Raw genomic sequence first — 23,827 nt, forward strand, 5'->3', positions numbered from 1 at the left:
CGGTCACCCGGCCTTTTTCATTGAAGCGGCGCGATCTCAGCCGATCTTCTGGCCGGTCTTGGCCCAGTCGGCGAGGAACTGTTCCAGGCCCTTGTCGGTCAGCGGGTGCTTGACCAGCGCCTTCAGCGTCGCTGGCGGCGCCGTGATGACATCAGCACCGATCAGGGCCGCCTGCTTGACGTGGTTCACCGTGCGCACCGATGCCGTCAGGATCTCGGTCTGGAAATCGTAATTGTCGTAGATCTGGCGGATCTCCTGGATCAGCTCCATGCCGTCCGAGCCGGTGTCGTCGATGCGGCCGACGAAGGGCGAGATGAACGAGGCCCCAGCCTTGGCGGCGAGCAGCGCCTGGTTGGCCGAGAAGCACAGCGTGACGTTGACCATGCGGTTCATCTGGGTGCGGATCGTCTTGCAGGCCTTGAGGCCGTCCAGCGTCAGCGGCACCTTGATGCAGACATTGGGGGCGATCTTGGCCAGCACCTCGGCCTCAGCCATCATGTCCTTGTATTCGGTCGCCACGACTTCGGCCGAAACCGGGCCAGCAACGATATCGCAGATCTGCTTGGTGACGTCGGCGATCTTGCCGCCCGATTTGAGAATCAGCGACGGATTGGTGGTGACGCCGTCGAGCAGCCCCAGATCATTCAGCTCACGGATATCCTTGATGTCGGCGGTGTCGACAAAAAATTTCATGGCGGTCTCCTGACGATTTCCTCGTGCTTGGGAAGGCACGTTCAGCGTTGCTCTTTGATCTAGACCAAAGTCGGGGCAAGGTCACGCCTCATGATTGAAGATTCGCCCTTTGTCGCAGCCGCGCCGGTGCTGGTGCCGATGCCTGCCGAACGCCCCTACACCTATGCCGTGCCGGCCGGCATGCGCGTGGTGCCGGGGTCGATCGTGCGCGTGCCGCTCGGGCCGCGCCAGGTCGCCGGCATTGTCTGGGACGGCGTGGTCGAGACCGTCGACGCGAAAAAACTGCGCCCGATCGAACGGGTTTTCGACTGTCCGCCGATAGACCGTTCGATGCGCCGTTTCGTCGACTGGGTGGCGCAATACACATTGTCGGCGCCCGGCATGGTCGCGCGGATGCTGCTGCGAGCGCCCGAAGCCTTTGACCCGGAACCGTGGATCGAGGGGCTGCAGCGCACGCTTATCGTTCCCGACCGGATGACGGATGCGCGGGCGCGTGTATTGGAGACCGCCGAGGGCGGGCTGGCCTGGACACGATCCGGCCTTGCTCACGCCGCCGGCGTGTCGTCGACGGTGATCGAGGGGCTGAAGGCGCAAGGCGTGTTCGAGACGGTGATGATCCCGCCGCGCCCGGTGGTGGCAGCACCCGACCCGAGCTATGCCGTGCCGGAATTGATGCCGGACCAGAGTGACGCCGCATCGATGCTGCGCGCCAACGTCGCGGCCGGCGCCTTCAACGTCGCGCTGCTCGATGGCGTCACCGGGTCGGGCAAGACGGAGGTCTATTTCGAGGCGGTGGCGGCGGCACTCGACCGGGGCAAGCAGGTGCTGATCCTTTTGCCGGAAATCGCGCTGACCCACGCTTTCCTCGAACGCTTCCAGCAGCGCTTCGGCGCCAAGCCGGGCGAATGGCATTCCGACCTGCCGCCCAGGATGCGCGAAAAAGTCTGGCGGCAGGTGGCTGAGGGCACGGTGCGCGTCGTTGCCGGCGCGCGCTCGGCGCTGTTCCTGCCGTTCAAGGAGCTTGGCCTGATCGTGGTCGACGAGGAGCACGACCCCGCCTACAAGCAGGAAGACCGTGTCTTCTACAATGCGCGCGACATGGCGGTGGTGCGCGGCCATATTGGCGGCTTCCCGGTGGTGCTGGCGTCGGCGACGCCATCGGTCGAGAGCCGGGTCAATGCGAGCCAAGGCAAATACAACAGAGCCGTCCTCTCCGCCCGTTTCGCCGAGGCGGCGCTGCCGCAATTGAAGTCGATCGACATGCGGCGCGCCCCGCCGGCGCGCGGCGGCTTCCTGTCGCCAGTGCTGATCGACCATATGCGCAAGACACTGGAGAAGAAGGAACAGTCGCTGCTGTTCCTCAACCGGCGCGGCTACGCGCCGCTGACGCTGTGCCGGGTCTGCGGCCACCGTTTCGGCTGCCCGGTCTGTTCGGCATGGCTGGTCGAGCATCGCTTCCGCGGCCAGCTGGTCTGCCATCATTGCGGACACAATGAACGCCGCCCCGAAGCCTGCCCGGAATGCGGCACGCTCGATCATCTGGTTGCCTGCGGCCCGGGCGTCGAGCGCATCGCCGAGGAGGTCGTCACGCATTTCCCCGATGCGCGCACCATCGTTCTGTCATCCGACCTGATGGGCGGTGTGCGGCGGCTGCGGTTGGAACTGGAGGCCATCGCCGATGGTGAAGCCGACATCGTCATCGGCACGCAGCTTGTCGCCAAGGGGCACAATTTTCCCAACATGACGCTGGTCGGCGTCGTCGATGCCGATCTCGGTCTCGCCAATGGCGATCCGCGCGCCGCCGAGCGCACTTTCCAACTGCTCAGCCAGGTGACAGGCCGCGCCGGCCGCACCGGCAAGAAGAGCCTCGGCCTGCTGCAGACTTTCCAACCCGATCATCCGGTGATGCGGGCAATCGTCTCGGGCGATGCCGAGGCTTTTTACGAACGCGAGATCGCCGAGCGCGAACGGGCGGCACTGCCGCCCTTCGGCCGGCTGGCCGGCGTCATCGTCAGCGCGGTGACGCGCGCGGAAGCGGAAGGGCATGCGCGCGGCCTGCGCCGCGCCGCGCCGGAGGCCAAGGATCTGTTCGTGCTGGGGCCAGCCGAGGCGCCGCTCTCCCTGCTCGGCGGTCGCCACCGCTTCCGCCTGCTGATCCAGGGCGAACGGCGCGCCGACATGCAAGGCTTTATCCGCGCCATGCTGGCCAATGGGCCGAAGCAGCGCGGTTCGGTGCGGGTGCAGGTGGATATCGACCCGCAGAGCTTTTTGTAAGGTCGCGACGTCGGCGATAGGCTGCTGGCCAGCGAGAAACGGAAGATCATATGAAAACCCTTGGCTTGCTCGGCGGCATGAGCTGGGAATCGACCGCCATCTACTATCGCCTGCTCAACGAGATCGTGCGCGAGCGCCTTGGCGGGCTGCATTCGGCGAAGCTGCTTCTGTGGTCGTTCGACTTTGCCGAGATCGCCGAGCGGCAGCATCACGGCGACTGGGACGGCGCCGGCGTGCTTCTGGTCGAGGCGGCGCGCAAGCTGGAGGCGGGCGGCGCGCAAGGGCTGCTTCTGTGCACCAACACCATGCACAAACTGGCTGACCAGGTGCAGGCGTCGGTGTCGATCCCGCTGATCCACATCGCCGACGCCACCGCGACGGTGATCCAGCGCGCCGGCATGCAGCGTCCGGCGCTGCTGGCGACGCGCTTCACCATGGAGCAGGATTTCTACAAGGGCCGGCTCGCCGACAAATACGGCCTGTCGCCGGTTGTGCCCGATGCCGCGGGACGCGACATGGTGCATCGCATCATCTATGACGAGCTCTGTCAGGGCATCGTCACCGAAGCCTCGAAGGCGGCTTACATCGAAGAGGCCGAACGGCTGCGCCGTGACGGGGCCGCCGACAGCATCATCATGGGCTGTACGGAAATCACCATGCTGATCGGACAGGACGATTTCGACATTCCGGTGTTCGACACGACGCACATCCATGCCGAGGCGGCCGTGGAATTCATGCTGTCCTGAAGCAATCTGTCCTGAAGCGATTCAAGGGAAAGCGTGTCAGGGCGGGGCAGCCACGGCGACTGTTCCGCTGCCGACGACTTTCAGCTTCCATCCGTCCGCTTCCGTGCCGGCCAGGTTGAGATGGCCGGTGAGAAAGTACAGGCGATCGGTGTCGGGGCCCTTGGCGGTGCAGAACCGGTCCTGCAGATAGGATGGCGGCGTCGCCTGGTAGTAGAGATCCGCCTCGATGCTGGCAGGGCGTGCGCCCTTCGGCAGATCGGCAAGCGGGATCGAGTAGTTCAGCGTGTCGCTGCCGCCCTCGACATAGTCGGGGTCGTCCTCGACGGCCGTTGTGCCGACATCGACGGCGAGCTCTTCATCCGCGCCCAGGGCCTTGGCGATTTCCAGCCGGTCCGAGAGCGGCAGGAAGCCCGAAGGCAATATGCGGTTGTCCTTCACCTCCGTGCAGATCGACAGGAAGCTGGTGGTCAGTTCGCCCTCCGGCTTCGAATGGGCATTGCAGACAGGATTGGGCGTATCGGCCGGAGGGGTGGATACCAGCTCCTGATAGATCTGGACCTGATCCTGGCGCGTGATCTTCTGGTAGTGCGGCTGATGCGGCCGTTCGCCGGGGTGCACGCGGCCGGAACAATCGTCTTTCCACCAAAGTTCGCCATCGAGCGGCTTGCCGTTGGCGCCGACGATGACGCCGGCGGCGTTGGTGCGACCGGAGACCCAGAGCGGCTCGCCGTTCTGGTCGAACACGCTGAAGGTCACAAACGCGCGCCGGAAACCGACGCCGGAGGGAAATTTGTGACCGGCAAGGTTCTTCACCGTCACCTTGGCGTCGAGCGTGTCGGCGGTCAGGGCAAGGTTGCTGACGGCGACGGTGGCGGTTGCCTGCGAGGCCTGGTCGAGCATCGCCTGCTCGGTGAGGACGAGCGGATCGACGGCCTTGTTGCCCATCATCGGATCGCGCGTCCGGATGCCGAAGACATCGGGAAACTGCTGCGCCATCTTGACCAGGAATACATTGAGGCCAACCAGGGTGTGGCGGGCAAAGCCCTCGCGAGCCAGAAGGTCCGGCGCGTTGCTGGATTCCGTCTGCGGGAAATTCAGATTCTCCTGGATGCTGGCGATCTTGCTCGTCGTCGGCGATCCGTCCTTTTGCGTCGACGGCATGTGGCAGCCCTGACAACTGCGCGGCGTTGCGCCGGGGCCGAGCGGAAGCGGCCCGTCCGGGGTGCTGCCGGTTCGATAGGCGCTGAACGCCCATTCCGGATAGGTCGTCTGCTCATAGATATGCGCCAGCGTGCTGGTGCCTTGCAGAACCGGCAGATGGACCGTGTGGCAGGTCCCGCAAACCTCGGAACTCATGATCGTGGCGTCGTGAACCGGTTTGATGCCGAGAGCGGTATGCATCGGCCCGACCTCCGGTTTCTCGAAGGGGCCGATCAGCGTATCAGGCGAACCGACCATGAAGCTGCCGGTGAAGGTCTTGGCAAAACCGGTTGCGTGCGGATTGAGCAGCGCCTGACGCTCGTCGACGCAAGCATTCTGCGGCTGATCAGCGAGCGGTTCGCTGGCCTTGGTGTTGAGCACCATGCGGTGACACGACGTGCAGGTGATGCCGTCGCGGGCAAGCATGCCGTAATTGGCGTGCGCGGCGCTCGGATTGTCGGCCGGCCATGGCGTCGCATCGACCATTGCGCGCGAGAACGGTTCGCATTTGCCCGTGCGCGCCTTGTCGTCGATATGAAACTGCCGCTCTCCGGCTATGCCGTGGCAGCCGAGGCAGACGTCCTGCACCACGCCCGACATTTTGGGGTGAAAGCTCTGCGTTTCACTGGCCAGTTGCGCAAAAAATATGGGATCGCGGCCGCCCAACCCCATCGGCGAGGTTCGCCAGGTCGTAAAGGGCGACAGGTTGATCAGCCCGACACCATGCGGGTTCGGCTGGGTCATGTCGAACTGCAGCCCGGTGCTGCCGGCATCATGGCAGCCAAGGCACTGGCTGGAGGTCAGGAAAGTGTCCGATGCATCGGGGCCTTTGGCCCCAACCCAGGTGTTGTCGTAGGTCTCGGAAGGCATTCGCGAGACGGTGTCGTAGCTCGGCATCTCGCGGACATAGGCCTGCAGCGCGGCGATCACGTCGGCGTTCGGACTGTAGAGCGGTTGACCAAGGCGCGGGCTGGCATTGACCGGCAAAACGACGGTCTGGTGCAAAGTCGGAGCCGGCGCCGCGTCGAAGAAATCCTGTGCGAGATAGTTGAGCGGCTTGCCTGGCTCGCCGGCGATATTCTTGGGCGATGCGAAAGTCAGATTGTCGGCGGCCGAGGCATGACAGTTCATGCAATATTGGGCAAAGCCCATGTTGGGCAGGCTGTTGTTGTCGGCCGGCAAGGCTGGCCAATCCGGCGTCCAGCCGCTCTGGCTGCCAAAGCCGTACCACCCCCAGAACCAGCCGTCGTAAGAGGCGCTGGCATCGCGGATCATGATCGCAGCGCCGCTGGTTGGAAAAAGCTTGACGGAATCGACCGTCCGGCAATCGGATGCCGGCTCGGAAAACATCTCCTTCACCATGATAGCGCCATCGGGTACGGGCGGCGGATGATCGACCTCGCCCTCGGCCGAGCGGTTCTTGCGAAGCCAGTCCGCCATCTCGGGCGAGTACCAGATCATCACAGGCGCATGGGTTCCGAAATCCTTGCCCTGCCAGGCGCCGTTGACCAGGGTCGCGATGCGCGGTCCGGCCTGGCGCACGAATTTGTCGTGCACCCATCCGGCGGCCTCATCGCGGTAGCAATAGCCGCCGAGATATTGGTTGAGCTTGTTCTCGTAGTCCCCCAGGGGAAGCGCCGAGGGCTTCTTGATCGTGGCTTCGAGCTGGTGGCAGACCAGCGGATCGGCCGGAACCAAGGCTGTCGGCCGTCCCGCGATGCAGTCGGCGCGCGCGTCTTGCGTGATCCCGGCAAGGGCGGCCGCGGTGACCCAGATGCGGGCCAGATTCAACGCCCCACCGAGATTCGGCATGATCTTCTCCGCATTCGAGATCCTGCCTGCCGCACTCCGTCCGCACAGATTTCACAAGTGATCGTGAAACATGTGCAATTGCTAAAATGAACAAGCAGTCGACGAAATAAACATCGAGACCATAATACTTGGCTTACGTTGCGGCAAGGCACGCGATCTATACTGTCGAAGAAATTGCACTCAGCATGCTCGCGTCCGTGGATTTTCTTGCGCAACAGCCATATCCGCCGTGGAACCGGTGCTCACCAGTCGGGCATCCCCTGGGAGGCCTTGGCGAAACCTCGGCGTGCCGGCCGTGCGCTTGACTTCCGTCACGGGTGACATTCAATGCATCCGCAATTCTTGTGAGGGGGTGAGACACAATGGACTTTGCGCTTCCATGGCCGACGAGCCAGGGCGAATGGCTGGCCTGGTCGAGCGCCGTCTTCACCGTCCTGCTCGGACTTCTGTTTTTCCTGGCACCGAACCTCGCCTTCCGCATCCTGCGCCTGCAGGCCAAGCCTGAGAAAACGGCGGCGATCGCCGAGGGGCGCGGCAGGATGTCGGGCTTCTATCTCGGCGTCGGCCTGTGCTGCATCCTGTTGGCGCAGCCGCTGGTTTACATGGCGCTCGGCTTCTCCTGGCTGTTCACCGCCTTCGGCCGGCTGCTGTCGATGATGTCGGATGGCGCCAACACACCTTTCAATTGGGTTTCCATTGTGGTGGAATTGGTCCTGGCGGCGTTGCCGCTTGCCTTTGCCTTCGGCTTTGTGCCCTGAATCCCTAGCTATTCCGGCGCGCAGGACCCTGGTCTTTTGCCGGATGCGACAATAGTGCCTGAAAAGCATGCGGAACGACGCATTGCGGTCTTAAAATGCCTGTGCTAGACGGCAATCGACTTTCGGCCGGGGATAGCGGAAGCCGCGCCTCCGTGCTTGAAAAAATGCAGTAAGGTCAAAGATTTAGCCAGAGTTTTTGCTCGCGCCAACAATCTGCGGCCTGTCAGACAAGAGAAAAGACGGTCCGTGGCTCAATCGTCATCGCCAATCTCAGGTGTCGCAGAACGCTATGCGGGTTCGCTGTTCGAGCTCGCCCTGCAGGCAAATTCCGTGGCCAAGGTCGAGGCCGACCTCAACAGTTTCGAGGCGATGCTCGCGGGCAGCTCGGACCTGACCCGGCTCATCAACAGCCCGGTGTTCTCCAGCGAGGAGCAGGCCAAGGCCATCGCGGCGATCGCCGACAAGGCAGGCATAACCGGCCTCACCGGTAATTTCCTGCGCGTCGTCGCCCGCAATCGTCGCCTGTTCGCCGTGCCCGGCATGATCAAGGCGTTCCGCCAGATCGCCGCCGAACACCGTGGCGAGACCGCTGCTGAAGTGACGTCGGCGCACGAGCTGACGGCTGCCCAGCAGACCGAACTCAAGGCGGCGCTGAAAAGCGTTGCCGGCAAGGACGTGGCCATCTCCGTCACCGTCGATCCGTCGCTGCTCGGCGGTCTGGTGGTCAAGATGGGCTCGCGCCAGATCGATACGTCGCTCAAAACCAAACTCAATTCGCTCAAGCTTGCACTGAAAGAGGTCGGCTGATGGACATCCGCGCCGCGGAAATTTCCGCAATTCTGAAAGACCAGATCAAGAATTTCGGCAAGGAGGCCGAGGTCTCCGAAGTCGGACAGGTGCTGTCCGTCGGTGACGGTATCGCCCGCGTCTACGGCCTCGACAATGTCCAGGCCGGCGAGATGGTCGAATTCCCCGGCGGCATCCGCGGCATGGCGCTCAACCTCGAAGCCGACAATGTCGGCGTCGTCATCTTCGGCGCCGACCGCGACATCAAGGAAGGCGACACCGTCAAGCGCACCGGCGCCATCGTCGACGTTCCGGTCGGTCCTGGCCTGCTCGGCCGCGTCGTCGACGCGCTCGGCAACCCGATCGACGGCAAGGGCCCGATCAAGGCGACCGAACGCAAGCGCGTCGACGTCAAGGCGCCCGGCATTATTCCGCGCAAGTCGGTGCATGAGCCGATGTCGACCGGCCTCAAGGCCATCGACGCGCTGATCCCGGTCGGCCGTGGCCAGCGCGAGCTGGTCATCGGTGACCGTCAGACCGGCAAGACCGCCATCATCCTCGACACGATGCTCAACCAGAAGTCGGTGCACGACAACGGCCCCGAGAAGGAAAAGCTCTACTGCGTCTACGTCGCCGTCGGCCAGAAGCGCTCGACCGTCGCGCAGTTCGTCAAGGTGCTGGAAGAGCGCGGCGCGCTCGAATATTCGATCATCGTCGCCGCCACCGCGTCCGATCCGGCGCCGATGCAGTTCCTGGCGCCGTTCGCCGGGTGCACCATGGGCGAGTATTTCCGCGACAACGGCATGCATGCGCTGATCAGCTACGACGATCTGTCCAAGCAGGCCGTCGCCTATCGCCAGATGTCGCTGCTCCTGCGCCGCCCGCCGGGCCGCGAAGCCTATCCGGGCGACGTCTTCTACCTGCACTCGCGCCTGCTCGAGCGCGCCGCCAAGCTCAATGACGATCTGGGCAATGGCTCGCTGACGGCTCTGCCGGTCATCGAAACCCAGGCCAACGACGTGTCGGCCTACATCCCGACCAACGTGATCTCGATCACCGACGGCCAGATCTTCCTCGAAACCAACCTGTTCTTCCAGGGCATCCGTCCGGCCGTCAACGTCGGTCTGTCGGTGTCGCGCGTCGGTTCCTCGGCGCAGATCAAGGCGATGAAGCAGGTTGCCGGCTCGATCAAGGGCGAGCTCGCGCAGTACCGCGAAATGGCGGCCTTCGCGCAGTTCGGCTCGGATCTCGACGCCGCCACGCAGCGCCTGCTCAACCGCGGATCGCGCCTGACCGAACTCCTGAAGCAGCCGCAGTTCTCGCCGCTGAAGACGGAAGAGCAGGTCGCGGTGATCTTCGCCGGCGTCAACGGCTATCTCGACAAGCTGCCGGTCAACCAGGTCGGCAAGTTCGAGCATGGCCTGCTCAGCCACATGCGTGCGGCGGGCAAGGACGTTCTCGATGCCATCCGCAAGGAAAAGGCGCTGTCGGACGATCTGCGCGCCAAGCTGAAGGCAGAGATCGACGCTTTCGCCAAGACCTTCGCCTGAGCGAAGCGACAAGACGGGATCAGGTTTGAAGCATGCCTTCATTAAAAGACCTTCGTAACCGTATCGCCTCGGTCAAGGCGACGCAGAAGATCACCAAGGCGATGCAGATGGTCGCCGCGGCGAAGCTGCGCCGTGCGCAAGAGGCAGCGGAAGCGGCGCGCCCCTATTCGGAGCGCATGGGGTCCGTGCTCGCCAACATAACCCAGGCAATCGGCGGCGGCGGCGATGCCCCGGCGCTGATGACGGGCACCGGCAAGGACAACGTGCATCTGCTCGTCGTCTGCACGGCCGAGCGCGGCCTGTGCGGCGGCTTCAATTCGCAGATCGCCCGCCTTGCCCGCGATCATATCCGGCGGCTTCTGGCCGACGGCAAGCAGGTCAAGATCATCTGCGTCGGCAAGAAGGGTTTCGATATCCTGCGCCGCGACTATGCCTCGCTGATCCTCGACCGCGTCGACCTGCGTGAGGTCAAGACGCTCGGCTTCGTCAATGCCGACGCGATCGCCAAGAAGGTCATCCACCTCTTCAACGAGGGCGCTTTCGACATCTGCACGCTGTTCTATTCGCAGTTCAAGTCGGTGATCAGCCAGGTTCCGACCGCGCAGCAGATCATCCCGGCCGGCGTCGCTTCGGCTCCCGCCGCGGCGGTGGATGGCGGCAATGCCGTCTACGAGTACGAACCGGAGCCGGGCGAAATCCTCTCCGACCTCATCCCGCGCAACATTTCCGTCCAGGTTTTCCGGGCGCTGCTCGAAAACGCGGCCGGCGAAATGGGCGCCAAGATGAGCGCGATGGACAATGCGACGCGCAACGCCGGCGAGATGATCAACAAGCTGTCGATCACCTACAACCGCCAGCGGCAGGCGCAGATCACCAAGGAACTGATCGAAATCATTTCGGGCGCCGAAGCGCTCTAGGCGCGGTTCGCGGGCCATCGGCCCGCGACTGGACCGCGTGAGAAACAAAGGACGAAAAAGGGTAAAGACGATGGCGAAAGCAGCGACCCCCAAGACGGCGGCCCCCAAGGCCGCAGCCGCGAAGACCGCAGCCCCCGCAAAGGCGGCCAAGGCTCCGGCAGCCGCCGCGAAGGCAGCTCCGGCAAAGACGGCGGCAGCGCCGGCCAAGGCCGCGGCGGCCAAGACTTCGGCCGTGGCCGCCAAGGCAACCGGCGTTGTCGGCAAGGTCCGCCAGGTCATCGGCGCCGTCGTCGACGTGCAGTTCGGCGATCACCTGCCCGCGATCCTGAACGCGCTCGAGACGACCAATGTCGGCAATCGCCTGGTGCTCGAAGTTGCCCAGCATCTGGGTGAAAACACCGTGCGCTGCATCGCCATGGACTCCACCGAAGGCCTGGTGCGCGGCCAGGAAGTGCGTGACACCGGTGCGCCGATCACCGTGCCGGTCGGCCCGGGCATGCTCGGCCGCATCATCAACGTCATCGGCGAGCCGGTCGACGAAGAAGGCCCGGTAGACGCGATCGAGATGCGCTCCATCCACCAGCCGGCTCCGACCTATGTCGAGCAGTCGACGGAAGCGCAGATCCTGATCACCGGCATCAAGGTGCTCGACCTTCTGGCGCCCTACGCCAAGGGCGGCAAGATCGGCCTGTTCGGCGGCGCCGGCGTCGGCAAGACCGTGCTGATCCAGGAACTGATCAACAACATCGCCAAGGCGCATGGCGGCTATTCCGTGTTCGCCGGCGTCGGCGAGCGCACCCGCGAAGGCAACGATCTCTATCACGAGTTCATCGAATCCGGCGTCAACAAGAAGGGCGGCGGCGAAGGCTCCAAGGCCGCCCTCGTGTACGGCCAGATGAACGAGCCGCCGGGCGCGCGCGCCCGCGTCGGCCTGACCGGCCTGACGGTCGCTGAATATTTCCGCGACCAGGGCCAGGACGTGCTGTTCTTCGTCGACAACATCTTCCGCTTCACGCAGGCGGGTTCGGAAGTGTCGGCTCTGCTCGGCCGTATCCCGTCGGCCGTGGGCTATCAGCCGACGCTCGCCACCGACATGGGCGCGCTGCAGGAACGCATCACCACCACCACCAAGGGTTCGATCACCTCGGTGCAGGCCATCTACGTGCCCGCCGACGACTTGACCGACCCGGCGCCGGCGACCTCGTTCGCCCACCTTGACGCGACGACGACGCTGAACCGCGCCATCGCCGAAAAGGGCATCTATCCGGCGGTCGATCCGCTGGATTCGACCTCGCGCATGCTTGACCCGATGGTCGTCGGCGAAGAGCACTATGCCGTTGCCCGCCAGGTGCAGTCGATCCTCCAGCGCTACAAGTCGCTGCAGGACATCATCGCCATCCTGGGCATGGACGAGCTGTCGGAAGAGGACAAGCAGACCGTGGCCCGCGCCCGCAAGATCGAGCGCTTCCTGTCGCAGCCCTTCTTCGTCGCCGAAGTGTTCACCGGCGCGCCGGGCAAGCTCGTCGACCTCGCCGACACCATCAAGGGCTTCAAGGGCCTCTGCAACGGCGACTACGATCACCTGCCAGAAGCCGCCTTCTACATGGTCGGCGGCATCGAGGAAGCGGTCGAGAAGGCACAGCGCCTGGCGGCTGAAGCAGCGTAAAGAAGCGAATAGCGAATAGGGAGTAGCGAATAGGGCAAGGTGAGCCGAGCGAGTTTCTTCCCTACTCGCTACTCACTATCTCCTACTCGCTAAAGTGATCATGGCTGAAGCTTTCAAATTCGAACTGGTCTCGCCGGAGCGCCTGCTGGTTTCCGAGCAGGTCGAATCCGTCGTCATTCCGGGCGCCGAAGGCGAGATGACCGTTATGGCGCATCACGCGCCGGTCATGACCACGATCAAGCCGGGTGTCGTCACAGTGAAGACCGCCTCGGGCGGCGAAGAACGCTATGTCGTGTTCGGCGGTTTTGCCGACATCGTCCCGGCCGGCTGCACGCTGCTGGCGGAATCGGCAGTGGCGGTGAAGGATGTCGACCGGGCCGATCTCGCCCGCCGCATCCAGGAAGCCAAGGAAGATGCCGCCGACGCCAAGGACGACCAGGCGCGCAGCAAGGCCGAGCAATTCCTCAGCCAGCTCACGACGCTGGAAGGCGCGATCATTCCGGCCTGAAATCCATACCAATGACTTGATCAAAAGCGGGGCCTTGCCCCGCTTTTCTTATATGCCCAAGGCTGCGAAGGCCAATGTCGGGCCATCGCGCCGCAGGTGGACGAGATGCACGGCCACGAGTTCGATCAGCGTCTGGCGCTCGGCATGGTCTCCGGCGAAGCCGGCCAGGTCGAACACGGCCGTCACGGTTTCGTTCGCCGGCAATTGCTGGTCCAAAAGTGCCGTCAACGCCGCGTCTAGCGGATCGGTGAAATGGTTTTCGGGCAAGGTTTTTCCGCGCGCGGCACAGGCGGCGATCCAGGCCGCGACCACCAGCGTGAGATGCACGAACTCGGTGCCGGCTTCGAGGCACTCGAGGGCGGAAGCGATGATGCGCTGCGGCAGTTTCTGGCTGCCGTCATTGGCGATCTGCGCCGTGCGGTGGGCGAGCGCGGTGTTTGAAAATCGTTCGGCAAGCTCGGCTGTGTAGGTCGATGTGTCGAGCCCGGCATCTTCCGGCAATGTCGGGATGGCCTCTGCCCACAACCCATCGACAAATTGCCGGATCGCCGGATCGGCGAAGGCGCGGTCGACCGTGGCGTGGCCGCTGAGCAGGCCGAGATAGGCGATGCCCGAATGCGCGCCGTTGAGGAGCCTGAGCTTCATGTCCTCGAAGGGGCCGACATCGCCGACCATGGTGACGCCGAACTTTTCCCAGTCCGGCCGGCCGGCGGAAAAATTGTCCTCGACCACCCATTGGCGGAACGGCTCGGTCATCACGGGCCAGGCATCGTCGACGCCGAGTTCGCCGGCGATGCGTGCCCGGTCGGCGTCGGTGGTTGCCGGCACGATGCGGTCGACCATGCTCGACGGGAAGGCGACATGGTTGGCGATATGGTCGGCGATTCCAGTGTCGCCTGCCGTGGCAAGCGTGGCATCGCGCAATCCGGCGAATTCGGTCAGCAGCCGGTGCAGCGTGGCGCCGTTGGCCGGCAGGTTGTCGCAGCACAGCACGGTGAAGGGCGGTGTGCCGGCGGCCAGTCTTCGGGCAAGCGCCTCGGCGAGGAAGCCATGCGCCGTCTTTGGCAACTGTGGATTGGCCAGATCGTGGATGATGTCGGGATGGGCGGCGTCCAATCCGCCGCCCGCGGCCCGCAGATAGGCCTTTTCGGTGATGGTCAGCGTGACGATGCGGGTGCGCGGATCGGTCAGCGCGGCCAGCACCGCGCCCGGATCTTCCGGCGCCACCAGCATCGACTGGATCGAGCCGATGACCCGCAGCTCCTCCTCGCCGCTGCTGCGGATCGCCAGCGTGTAGAGCCCGTCCTGCGGCGTCAGCGCATCGCGCGTGTCGGGGCTGCGCAAGGAAACGCCTGTTATGCCCCACTCCGTTTCGCCCGCCGCAAGGCACTCGTCGACATAGGCGGCCTGATGGGCGCGATGGAAGGCGCCGACGCCGAGATGCACGATGCCCGGAGCAATGCGGCCGCGGTCATATGCAGGGACTTTGGGGCCGGCGGGCAGCTTGTGTAGCGTCGCGTCGGACAGATGGCTTCTGGTCATCACCATACCGGGGCTGGGAGGCTGTGGATGACAGGCGGCGTAACACCTGTTCGCGCCTGCCGCAAGGATGCCGCTTTGCCAACGCACATTGACATCGCCTTGGCCCGAACGTACCGCTATCGAGAGTGGAGGAGCCGCTTTCCCCATGGTCGCGCTGACCGATCCGGACCTGCTGTTTCCGCCAGAAGCGCATTCGCGCTCGCTTGCCCGCGACCTCTACGCCGGCATCAAGGACCTGCCCATCGTCAGCCCGCACGGCCACACCGATCCGCGCTGGTATGCGCTGAACGAACCGTTCCCGGATCCGGCGCAACTGCTCATCGTGCCCGACCACTACATCTTCCGCATGCTGTTCAGCCAAGGCGTGAGGCTGGAGGATCTCGGCGTGGCGACGCTCGACGGTGCGCCGGTGGAGACCGACGGCAGGACGATCTGGCGGCGCTTTGCCGAGCATTATTACCTGTTTCGCGGCACGCCGACGCGGCTGTGGTTCGACCATGTGCTGGCGCATCTGTTCGGCATAGAAGAGCCGCTGGATGCAGCGACGGCCGACCGCCATTACGACACTACCGCGACGGTGCTGCAGTGGGAGAATTTCCGCCCGCGCGCCTTGTTCGAGCGCTTCAACATCGAGGTCATCGCCACGACCGAAGGCGCGCTCGACGATCTCAAATGGCACAAGATGATCCGCGACAGCGGCTGGGAGGGCCGCGTCGTCACCGCCTATCGGCCGGACGCGGTCGTCGATCCCGATTTCGAAGGTTTTTCGGCCAATCTCGACCGGCTTGGCGAGATCACCGGCTGCGATACCGGCAGCTGGGCCGGCTATCTCGACGCGCATCGGCAGCGGCGCGCCCTCTTCAAGAGTTTTGGCGCGACCTCGTCCGACCATGGCCATCCGACGGCGGAGACCGCCAATCTTTCCGACGCGGCGGCGCAGGAGCTGTTCAACCGCGTCCGCCGCGGCTCGCAGGACGAGCGCGAGCGTAAACTCTTCCGCGCCCAGATGCTGACCGAAATGGCCAAGATGAGCAGGGATGACGGGCTGGTGCTGCAGATCCACCCAGGCTCCTGGCGCAATCATTCGCCTTCCATTTTCCAGAGGTTCGGCCGCGACAAGGGTTTCGATATTCCGACGCGGACCGACTATGTGACGGCGCTGAAGCCGCTGCTCGACTGTGTCGGGCTGGAGCGGGACCTGACGGTGATCCTCTTTACGCTCGACGAGAGCAGCTACGCGCGCGAACTGGCGCCACTGGCCGGCGTTTACCCGGCGCTGAAGCTCGGCCCCGCCTGGTGGTTCCACGACAGTCCGGAAGGCATGCGCCGGTTTCGCGAGATGACGACGGAAACCGCCGGCTTCTACAACACTGTCGGCTTCAACGACGACACCCGTGCGTTTCCCTCGATCCCGGCCCGCCACGATGTGGCGCGGCGAGTCGACTGCGCCTTCCTCGCGCGCCTTGTCGCCGAGCACCGGCTGCGCGAGGACGAGGCGCATGAGCTGGCACGGGAATTGGCCCATACGCTGGCGAAGAAGGCGTACCGGCTTTGATGGCGGCGGCTAAACAACGCCGGCCGTTGGATCAGCGTGACAGGCTGACGGTGCGCACGTGAACAATACCGGCATCGATCTCTCCGCCTTCGGCCTGGCCGGCAAGCGCATCCTGGTCACCGGCGCCAACACCGGCATCGGACAAGGCATTGTCCTTTCCATCGCCCGCGCCGGCGGTGTGGTGATCGGGGTTGGCCGCTCGCCGATGGACGATACGGCGAGCAAGGTGGCGGCCATTGGCGGCCGGTTCGAGGCGGTGAGCGCCGACCTTGCCGACACGTCGGCCGCCGGACCGATGCTCGATCGGGTGTGGGACGAAAGCGGGCCGCTCGACGGGCTGGTCAACAATGCCGGAATCATCCGGCGCGCCGATGCCGTCGATCTGACCGAGACCGACTGGGACGACGTCATGGACGTCAATTTGAAGACGGTCTTTCTGCTCTGCCAGTCGTTCGCCAGGCGCGCGCTTGCGGATGGCCGCCGGGGCAAGATCGTCAACATCGCTTCGGTGCTGAGTTTCCAGGGCGGCATCCGCGTCGCGTCCTACACCGCCTCGAAACATGGCGTGCTCGGCATTACCCGGCTGCTCGCCTGCGAATGGGCGGCCAAGGGCATCAACGTCAACGCCATCGCGCCGGGCTATGTCGAGACCAACAACACGCAGGCGCTGCGCGCCGATCCCGACCGCAGCGCCGCCATTCTCGGGCGCATCCCTGCCGGGCGCTGGGGCGAGCCGTTGGATATTGGCGATGCCGCCGTCTTCCTGCTGGCTCGGGCTTCCGACTACATGCATGGCGCGGCGGTGCCGGTGGATGGCGGCTGGCTGGCGCGGTGAGGAGAGGACAACGACGATGACGAAGCCCAAGATCTTCGCGCATGCCGGCGAGGGCGCCTGGACGCCGACCCCCGACGGCAACAGGCGGCGTGTTCTCCTCTCGACCGATGAGCTGATGCTGGTCGAGTTCGGCTTCGACAGGGGCGGTGTCGGCGCCTTGCATTCGCATCCGCATGTCCAGTCTAGCTATGTCGCCGAGGGCCGTTTCGAGGTGACCATAGACGGTGAAACCGAAATCCTCGAGGCGGGCGGCAGCTTCATCGTGCCGTCCGGCCTCGTGCATGGCGTCAAGGCGCTGGAAGCGGGACGGCTGGTCGACAGTTTTACCCCGCGCCGGGCTGATTTCCTCGCCTGAGATGGCCGCCGATTTCGCTGCTATTCGAAAATGAGAAAACCCGCGCCCCTTGGAAAAGGCGCGGGTTTGTTGCCTGGGCGCTTGTCGCGCCGCGGTACTCGAAACATCACCGCAGGACAGGAAACCTGCCGGATCATGGTGAATATAAACTTAATGCGCGGAGGCTCTCGGCGATTGGTCAGGTGATCCGTCGAAGCAAGCCGAAAAGCCGCTCGAACGTCTTGCCGTAGGGCGGTCGCAGCAGGGCGCCGGCGCTCAAGCGCGACTGCAGGAAAACCGGCTTCTCCTTGCTGAAGGTGCGGAAACCCCATTGCCCGTGATAGGCGCCCATGCCGCTGGCGCCGACACCGCCGAAAGGCTGGTTCTCCTGCACCAGATGCAGCATGCAGTCGTTGATGGTGACGCCGCCGGCGACCGTCTCGCGCAAGATGCGCTGGCGGTTGGTGCTGTCATTGCCGAACCAGTAGAGCGCCAGCGGCCGGTCGGCCTGGTTCACATGGCTGATCGCCTCGTCGACGGTGCCGTATTCGACGATCGGCAGAACCGGGCCGAAAATCTCCTCACGCATCAGCCGCAGGTCAGGTCCGGCGTTTCGAACCAGGGTCGGCAGAAGCTTGCGGCTCGCGGTGCCGAGATCTTCGCCGGCCGGGTTGATTTCGGTGACATCAGCACCGGCCTCGCGGGCTTCCGCGATCATGGCGCGCAGGCGCTGAAGGTGCCGGTCGCTGATGATGGCGGTATAGTCGGGGTTGTCGCGGAGCGTTGGGTAGAGCCGCGCCACAGCGGTTGCGAGTTTCGCGGCGACCGTGCCTGCCTGCCCCTTGGGCACCAGCAGATAGTCGGGCGCGATGCAGGTCTGCCCGGCATTGAGCAGCTTGCCATAGGCGATGCTGGCCGTTGCCGCGTCGAGATCGCAGGAGGGATCGAAGATCGCCGGCGACTTGCCGCCGAGTTCGAGCGTGACCGGGGTCAGGTTGGCGGCCGCGGCGATCGCGACCTGGCGGCCGACCGGGGTCGAGCCGGTGAACAGCAGATGATCGAACGGCATCGACACGAAAGCCTTGCCCATCTCGGCGTCGCCGGTGATGACGCTGAGCTCATCGGGGGCGAAGTGCTCGCTGGCCAGCCTGGCGAGCAGCGCCGAGAAGGCCGGTGTCAGTTCAGACGGCTTGACCAGCACGCGGTTGCCGGCGGCGAGCGCTGCCGTGACCGGCGCGACGGCAAGCTGGAACGGGTAATTCCACGGCGAGACGATGCCGACCACGCCAAGCGGCTGCGGCAGGAGCCGGTTTCGCCCCGGCAGGAACGGCAAGGTGGTGGCGACGCGACGCTCCCGCATCCAGCCTTTCACATGGGAAAGCGTATGGCGAATGCCGGCGCGCACGACAAACAGTTCGGCAAGGCGCGTCTCGTGCGCCGAGCGGCCGCCAAAGTCGGCGTCTATCGCGGCGCAGATGTCGGCCTCATGCCGCTCGGTCAGGGCCAGCAGGCGTTTCAGCCGGTCCTTTCGCACGCTGAGGTCCGGAAAGGGCTGCCTCTCGAAGGCGGCGCGCTGCAAGCGGAATCGCTCGCCGAGGACATCCTGTCTCACCTGCAGCATCGCGCCCTCCCTGGCTCGCCTGGCCAAGCTTACATCCTAGCGTGTGAAGGAATCCAGCGGAGGTACAGATGTCGCTGGGGAAGGTGCCATCCGAGCCTCCCCGTGCAAGCTTCTGGCGGCAAGAGACAGGATTATTTCGTACAGTTCGTCCCGGGCCTGGCCGGCGCTGATGTCTCCCATCGCAGCGGCTTCCGACACGGCATCCGCTGCCCCCAGCATTGCCCACAGGCCGGCTGTTGCAATTCCGGCATCTCCGGTGAAAGGGGCCAGCACGCGGCGGCACTTTTCGATGAAGCCTGCGCGATAGTCGCGCTTGATCCTTTCGAGTTCAGGGGAGCCGGCAAGGGCGGCGATCACGCCTGGGATCTCCCGGCCCTGGAGCAGGACGCAATCGACATAGGAGGATGCGATGACGGTGGCCTTGCTTTCCAGTGTCGGGTCGCTGTCCTCCAGCGCGACATCCATGAGTCTGGTCTGGCGCGCGTCGAAATCCTGGTAGAGCACGGCCAGCAGGCCGGCGCGTGTGCCGAAATGATCGTAGACGACCGGCTTGGCGATTTCAGCCCGCTCCGCCAGACGGCCAAGCGAAAGCGCCTCTGTTCCTTCCTCCCGCACCAATTGCCAGGCGACGCGAACAAGCTGCTCGTGCCGGTCCTGCCGCGACAGGCGGCGTCTGGTTTTCACCAGCGATGAAATCGGTTTTGCCACGCTTGACACCACTATATACCAAAAGTAGGTTACTAAAAGTATATAAGCAAAACCGCCTCTCGGCAAACGATCAAAAAGGATTTCCGATGCATGCTCTCATTGTTGTCGCACACCCCAATTCCAACTCCTTCACCCACGCACTGGGCAGGCGTGTTGCCGAGGGCATCTCCAAGTCAGATTCGCTGCACACTTTTGAATTTGCCGATCTGGCCGCCGAACAATTCGATCCGCGCTTCACGGCCAGCGATATCGGTGTCCACCTTCGGCAGGGGCCGACGTCGGACGACATTGCCGCTGAGCAGGCACGCATCGACCGGGCGGATGCGCTGGTGCTGGTCTACCCCGTCTACTGGTGGTCCATGCCGGCTTTGCTCAAGGGGTGGATCGAACGCGTCTTCGCCAATGGCTGGGCCTATGACGAGGGCGCAGAGGGGAGACTGGTCAAGAAGCTTCAACGTCTCCCGGTACACCTGATCGCCAGCGCCGGCGCCAATCAGCGGACCTATGCGCGCCACGGCTATTTCGGCGCCATGAAGACGCAGATCGACCACGGCATCTTTGACTATTGCGGTGCCCGCGTCGTCACCTCGGAGTTGCTGATCCAGCCCGATGCCCAGGATCTGAATGCGCTGCTGGAAACGGCGGAGCGCATCGGGCGCTGGGTTTTTGGCCGGCAGAGGCAGGACGGCGTGACCAAGGCGGCGTGATCAGTCCGGTCCGGTGATGCATAGCCGGTTCCGTTTCGGGACAGTGGTGGGCAGGTCCGTCCACCGACAAGATGGCATAAGGCAGTCGTTCCGGTTGTGTTCCGAGAACGGCTGCGCTACTCCAAGGCGTCATGCGGAGAGTCTCTTGATCGGTTCCCACATCCTCTCCAATCCCCGAAAAATCGCTTCCGGTCCGGCGTCCGTCTGATGTCGGCACAGGCAGCGAGTGTCCGGGCCGAGGATCCCAAGCGGCGCGTCCTGAAGGACGTGTTCGGCTTCGACGATTTCCGCCCCGGCCAGGCCGATGTCATGGACGCGCTGCTCGGCGGGCGCCATGTGCTGGCCGTGATGCCGACAGGTGCGGGCAAGTCGCTCTGCTACCAGGTGCCGGCGCTGGTCATGGGCGGGCTTACCCTCGTCGTTTCGCCGCTCGTGGCGCTGATGCAGGATCAGGTCGCCGCCTTGCGGCTGGCCGGCGTTGGCGCCGATACGATCAATTCCTCGCTCGACCGCGAAGCCAATGTCGCGGCCTGGCGCCGCGTGGCATCCGGCCAGACGCGGCTGCTCTATCTGGCGCCGGAGCGGCTGATGACAGAGCGCATGCTTGAGGCGCTCTCGAGGCTCGACATCAGCCTGATCGCCATCGACGAGGCGCATTGCATCTCGCAATGGGGACCGGCGTTCCGGCCTGAGTATGAGGATTTGTCGCGGCTGCGGCACATCTTCCCCAACGTGCCGATCATCGCGGTGACGGCGACGGCGGACGAGAGCACGCGCAGCGACATCGAAGCCAGGTTGTTCGCCGAGCGGGTCGAAACGCTGGTGCTGGGTTTCGACCGGCCCAACATCAAGCTCGCCATCGAATCCAAGCAGGACAGCAAGCGGCAATTGCTGCGTTTCATCGAGCGTCATCCAGGCAAGAGCGGCATCGTCTACTGCCTGTCGCGCAAGAAGACCGAGGAGATGGCGGCCTTCCTCGAGAAGAACGGCGTCACCGCGCTCGCCTACCATGCCGGCATGAGCAAGGAGGCGCGCGAGGCCAATCAAAACGCGTTCATGACGCTGTCCGGCGTCGTCATGGTGGCGACCATCGCCTTCGGCATGGGCATCGACAAGCCCGATGTCGCCTATGTCTTCCACACCGATATGCCGGGCAGCCTTGAGGCCTACTATCAGGAGATCGGCCGCGCCGGGCGTGACGGACGCAAGGCCGAGGCGCACATGCTTTACGGGCTTGGCGACATCCGTATGCGCCGGCTGTTCATCGATGACGAGGATGCAGCGGTGGAGCACAAGAGGCGCGCGCATCGCCGGCTCGACACGCTTATCGGCTATTGCGAGACGGCGCAATGCCGTCGCCAGGTGCTGCTTGGCTATTTCGGCGAGGAAGCCGAACCTTGCGGCAATTGCGACAACTGCCTGAACCAGGTGCCGCGCGCCGATGGCGCCGCCGAGGCGCGCATCATCCTGGCCGCCGTCGCGCAGAGCGGCGAGCGCTTCGGCGCCGCCCATGTCATCGACATCCTGCTCGGCCATGAGACCGAGAAGATTTTGGCCAGAGGCCATCAGAGGCTGGCCAGCTTCGGCGGCGGCGCGGCGCACAAGAAAGATCTTTGGCTGTCGCTGATCCGGCAGCTTGTCGCCGGCGGTTTCCTCGAGCCGGACCCGAGCGGCCATGGCGGCCTCGCCATTGCTGAAAAAGGCCATGCGCTTGGCCGCGGCGAGGTGCCCTTCCACTACCGCGTCGAGATGCGCAGCCGCGCCCTGCGCAAGATGCGAGCGGCGGAGGGTGCCAACGCCGAAGGCGTCGATGCTTCGCTGCTGGCCACGCTCAAGACGCTTCGCTTGCGTCTCGCCAAGGAGCGCCAGGTGCCGGCCTATGTGGTGTTCTCCGACCGCACGCTGATCGACATGGCTGAACGGCGCCCGCGCGACCTCGACGCCTTCGCCGAGGTCAATGGCGTCGGAGGGGCCAAGCTCAAGGAGTTCGGCGAGATTTTTCTAAAGGCGATTGCCGGACACCAATCCGGCCCATCGAGCTGAAGAAGCGCTTCACGGTTCACGTCACTTGTTGAAATTCGCGATAAACTGCCCGAATTGCTGGGTGGGAGGGTGCGCGAACATCTCCTTTGGCTCACCCACCGAATCCACCTCACCCTTGTGAAGGAACATCACCTTGCTCGATACGTCGCGGGCAAAACTCATTTCGTGCGTTACCACCAACATGGTGCGCCCCTCCTCGGCAAGCGAGCGCATGACGCGCAGCACCTCGCCGACCAGTTCCGGATCGAGCGCGGAAGTCGGCTCGTCGAACAGCATCACCTTGGGATTCATCGCCAGCGCGCGCGCTATGGCGGCGCGCTGTTGCTGGCCGCCTGACATGTGAGGAGGATAGTAGTTGCGACGCTCCCATATCCCCACGCGCTTCAGCAATGCCTCGGCCTGCTCCACGCATTCGGCGCGCGGCCGCTTGAGCACATGCGTCGGCGCGGCGACAAGGTTCTCGAGCACGGTCATGTGCGACCAGAGATTGAAGCTCTGGAACACCATGGCGAGATTGGCCCGAATCCGTTCGACCTGGCGCATATCGGCCGGCGCTTGATGACCGTCGCGGCTTTGCTTCATCTTGATGAGCTCGCCGTCGACCCGCACTTCGCCGGAGTCAGGGGTCTCAAGGAGGTTGATGCAGCGAAGCATCGTGCTCTTGCCCGAGCCCGAGGAGCCGAGGATAGAAATGACGTCGCCCTTATGGGCTTCGAGCGAAATGCCCTTGAGCACCTCATGATCGCCAAAGCACTTGCGCATGTCCTTGACGCTGATGGCTGACTTGTCGTCCGGGGACGATGCTGCTTTCGCGGCAGCGGCGACATTTGCCGACATCACAACACCTCCGGGACGGGCTTGATTTGCTGGGACTGATCGGGCGCGGGGCGCAGATGCGGTGAAAGCACGTATTCAACCCAGGCAAACAGGCGCGCGATCGACAGGTTGAGCAGCAGGTAGATCACGCCGGCGCAGGTCAGCACCTCGATCGGCCGGAACGTGTCGTGCTGGATCTTCTGCGCCGTTCCCATCATCTCCATGATGGTCACCACGGAAGCGAGCGCGGTCGCCTTGGTCATCAGGATGATCTCGGTCGAATAGGCCGGCAAGGCCAGGCGGAGCGCTATGGGCAATGTGACAATACGGAAGCGTGTGAATGGAGACATGCCGAAAGCCTTGGCCGCCTCGATTTGCCCGACCGGCACGGCCCGGAGCGCGCCGCGGAAAATCTCGCTCTCATAAGCGGCGGTGTTGAGCGCCATCGCGACGATCGTGCAATACATGGGGTCCCGCAGGATCGGCCACAGGATCGGGCTGTGGCGCACAAAATCGAACTGGGAAAGCCCGAAATAGATCAGATAGAGCTGCACCAGCAGCGGCGATCCGCGGAAGACGAAGACATAGGCGCGGGTGAAATATTCGCCCGATTTGTAGCCCGAGGCCCGCAACCAGGTCAGGCCGGTGGCGATGACCAGGCCGAAGGCGATGCCGAAGAACCAGATCTCAAGCGTCAGCGGCAGTGCTTTCAGCACGCTCCACATGGTCGAAAGGTAGAAGTTGAAATCCACCGCC

The 23,827-nt window shown here is 64.3% G+C and carries 20 protein-coding genes; 13 read left to right on the plus strand and 7 right to left on the minus strand.

Going from position 1 to position 23,827, the window contains the following annotated elements; genetic code table 11:
* Positions 1 to 36 precede the first annotated feature (36 nt).
* Positions 37 to 693 (minus strand): fructose-6-phosphate aldolase, encoded by a 657-nt coding sequence (fsa, locus tag JG746_RS06105; protein ID WP_019861850.1) that lies wholly within the window; start codon positions 691 to 693, stop codon positions 37 to 39.
* Between the two features lie 90 nt (positions 694 to 783).
* Here fsa and JG746_RS06110 point away from each other — a divergent pair, with 90 nt between their 5' ends.
* Together JG746_RS06110 and JG746_RS06115 are read left to right on the plus strand one after the other, a co-directional pair.
* Positions 784 to 2,967 (plus strand): primosomal protein N', encoded by a 2,184-nt coding sequence (locus tag JG746_RS06110; RefSeq protein ID WP_202357351.1) that lies wholly within the window; start codon positions 784 to 786, stop codon positions 2,965 to 2,967.
* Positions 2,968 to 3,017: 50 nt separating this feature from the next.
* Complete coding sequence (locus tag JG746_RS06115; protein ID WP_202357352.1) at positions 3,018 to 3,713, plus strand: aspartate/glutamate racemase family protein; 696 nt, start codon at positions 3,018 to 3,020, stop codon at positions 3,711 to 3,713.
* Between the two features lie 36 nt (positions 3,714 to 3,749).
* On the opposite strand, the gene JG746_RS06120 is transcribed toward JG746_RS06115, so the two are convergent.
* On the minus strand, positions 3,750 to 6,725 hold the full coding sequence (locus JG746_RS06120) for a hypothetical protein (RefSeq protein WP_202357353.1): 2,976 nt from the start codon (positions 6,723 to 6,725) through the stop codon (positions 3,750 to 3,752).
* A 362-nt stretch (positions 6,726 to 7,087) separates the two neighbouring features.
* On the opposite strand from JG746_RS06120, the gene JG746_RS06125 reads away from it, so the two are divergent.
* The 6 genes from JG746_RS06125 to JG746_RS06150 all read left to right on the plus strand — a co-directional run bounded on the left by JG746_RS06125 (position 7,088) and on the right by JG746_RS06150 (position 12,910).
* On the plus strand, positions 7,088 to 7,483 hold the full coding sequence (locus tag JG746_RS06125; RefSeq protein WP_202357354.1) for an AGROH133_08824 family phage infection protein: 396 nt from the start codon (positions 7,088 to 7,090) through the stop codon (positions 7,481 to 7,483).
* A 246-nt stretch (positions 7,484 to 7,729) separates the two neighbouring features.
* The gene (locus JG746_RS06130; RefSeq protein WP_202357355.1) at positions 7,730 to 8,290 is read left to right on the plus strand and encodes a F0F1 ATP synthase subunit delta; all 561 of its coding nucleotides are present in this window, start codon (positions 7,730 to 7,732) and stop codon (positions 8,288 to 8,290) included.
* Entirely contained in the window at positions 8,290 to 9,819 is a 1,530-nt protein-coding gene (gene atpA / locus JG746_RS06135; protein ID WP_019861845.1) for a F0F1 ATP synthase subunit alpha, read from the plus strand. Before JG746_RS06130 ends, atpA begins: the two co-directional genes overlap by 1 nt.
* Positions 9,820 to 9,851: 32 nt before the next feature.
* Positions 9,852 to 10,736 carry a F0F1 ATP synthase subunit gamma gene (locus tag JG746_RS06140; protein WP_202357356.1) on the plus strand — a complete coding sequence of 295 codons (885 nt, stop codon included), beginning with the start codon at positions 9,852 to 9,854 and terminating at the stop codon, positions 10,734 to 10,736.
* 70 nt (positions 10,737 to 10,806) lie between these two features.
* Positions 10,807 to 12,402, plus strand: coding sequence for a F0F1 ATP synthase subunit beta (gene atpD, locus JG746_RS06145; protein ID WP_202357357.1), 1,596 nt, complete (start codon positions 10,807 to 10,809; stop codon positions 12,400 to 12,402).
* Between the two features lie 100 nt (positions 12,403 to 12,502).
* Positions 12,503 to 12,910 (plus strand): F0F1 ATP synthase subunit epsilon, encoded by a 408-nt coding sequence (locus JG746_RS06150; protein ID WP_202357358.1) that lies wholly within the window; start codon positions 12,503 to 12,505, stop codon positions 12,908 to 12,910.
* Between the two features lie 48 nt (positions 12,911 to 12,958).
* Here JG746_RS06150 and JG746_RS06155 read toward each other — a convergent pair whose 3' ends face one another.
* Positions 12,959 to 14,458 carry a mannitol dehydrogenase family protein gene (locus JG746_RS06155; protein WP_202357359.1) on the minus strand — a complete coding sequence of 500 codons (1,500 nt, stop codon included), beginning with the start codon at positions 14,456 to 14,458 and terminating at the stop codon, positions 12,959 to 12,961.
* Between the two features lie 139 nt (positions 14,459 to 14,597).
* Between JG746_RS06155 and uxaC the strand changes: the two genes are divergently transcribed.
* The 3 genes from uxaC to JG746_RS06170 are packed head-to-tail and all read left to right on the plus strand — an operon-like array spanning position 14,598 to position 17,197.
* A complete protein-coding gene (uxaC, locus tag JG746_RS06160; RefSeq protein ID WP_202357360.1) occupies positions 14,598 to 16,007 on the plus strand; it encodes a glucuronate isomerase in 1,410 nt (469 codons plus the stop codon).
* Between the two features lie 58 nt (positions 16,008 to 16,065).
* The gene (kduD, locus tag JG746_RS06165; protein WP_446721179.1) at positions 16,066 to 16,842 is read left to right on the plus strand and encodes a 2-dehydro-3-deoxy-D-gluconate 5-dehydrogenase KduD; all 777 of its coding nucleotides are present in this window, start codon (positions 16,066 to 16,068) and stop codon (positions 16,840 to 16,842) included.
* Positions 16,843 to 16,858: 16 nt separating this feature from the next.
* Complete coding sequence (locus JG746_RS06170; protein ID WP_202357361.1) at positions 16,859 to 17,197, plus strand: cupin domain-containing protein; 339 nt, start codon at positions 16,859 to 16,861, stop codon at positions 17,195 to 17,197.
* A gap of 178 nt (positions 17,198 to 17,375) precedes the next feature.
* Here the strand turns inward: JG746_RS06170 and JG746_RS06175 are convergent, their stop codons facing one another.
* A complete protein-coding gene (locus tag JG746_RS06175; RefSeq protein WP_202357362.1) occupies positions 17,376 to 18,797 on the minus strand; it encodes a coniferyl aldehyde dehydrogenase in 1,422 nt (473 codons plus the stop codon).
* 36 nt (positions 18,798 to 18,833) lie between these two features.
* Positions 18,834 to 19,505 carry a TetR/AcrR family transcriptional regulator gene (locus JG746_RS06180; protein ID WP_342216536.1) on the minus strand — a complete coding sequence of 224 codons (672 nt, stop codon included), beginning with the start codon at positions 19,503 to 19,505 and terminating at the stop codon, positions 18,834 to 18,836.
* Between the two features lie 86 nt (positions 19,506 to 19,591).
* Between JG746_RS06180 and JG746_RS06185 the strand changes: the two genes are divergently transcribed.
* Both JG746_RS06185 and recQ read left to right on the plus strand, forming a co-directional pair.
* Positions 19,592 to 20,212 (plus strand): NAD(P)H-dependent oxidoreductase, encoded by a 621-nt coding sequence (locus tag JG746_RS06185; RefSeq protein ID WP_202357364.1) that lies wholly within the window; start codon positions 19,592 to 19,594, stop codon positions 20,210 to 20,212.
* A 207-nt stretch (positions 20,213 to 20,419) separates the two neighbouring features.
* Complete coding sequence (gene recQ, locus JG746_RS06190; RefSeq protein ID WP_202357365.1) at positions 20,420 to 22,255, plus strand: DNA helicase RecQ; 1,836 nt, start codon at positions 20,420 to 20,422, stop codon at positions 22,253 to 22,255.
* A gap of 21 nt (positions 22,256 to 22,276) precedes the next feature.
* Here recQ and JG746_RS06195 read toward each other — a convergent pair whose 3' ends face one another.
* Positions 22,277 to 23,092, minus strand: coding sequence for an ABC transporter ATP-binding protein (locus JG746_RS06195; protein WP_202357366.1), 816 nt, complete (start codon positions 23,090 to 23,092; stop codon positions 22,277 to 22,279).
* The gene (locus tag JG746_RS06200) at positions 23,092 to 23,823 is read right to left on the minus strand and encodes an ABC transporter permease (RefSeq protein ID WP_202357367.1); all 732 of its coding nucleotides are present in this window, start codon (positions 23,821 to 23,823) and stop codon (positions 23,092 to 23,094) included. The genes JG746_RS06195 and JG746_RS06200 overlap by 1 nt, the downstream gene beginning before the upstream one ends.
* Positions 23,824 to 23,827 lie beyond the last annotated feature (4 nt).

The sequence above is a fragment of the Mesorhizobium sp. 113-3-3 genome (assembly GCF_016756495.1).
In the GTDB taxonomy this organism is placed as follows: domain Bacteria; phylum Pseudomonadota; class Alphaproteobacteria; order Rhizobiales; family Rhizobiaceae; genus Mesorhizobium.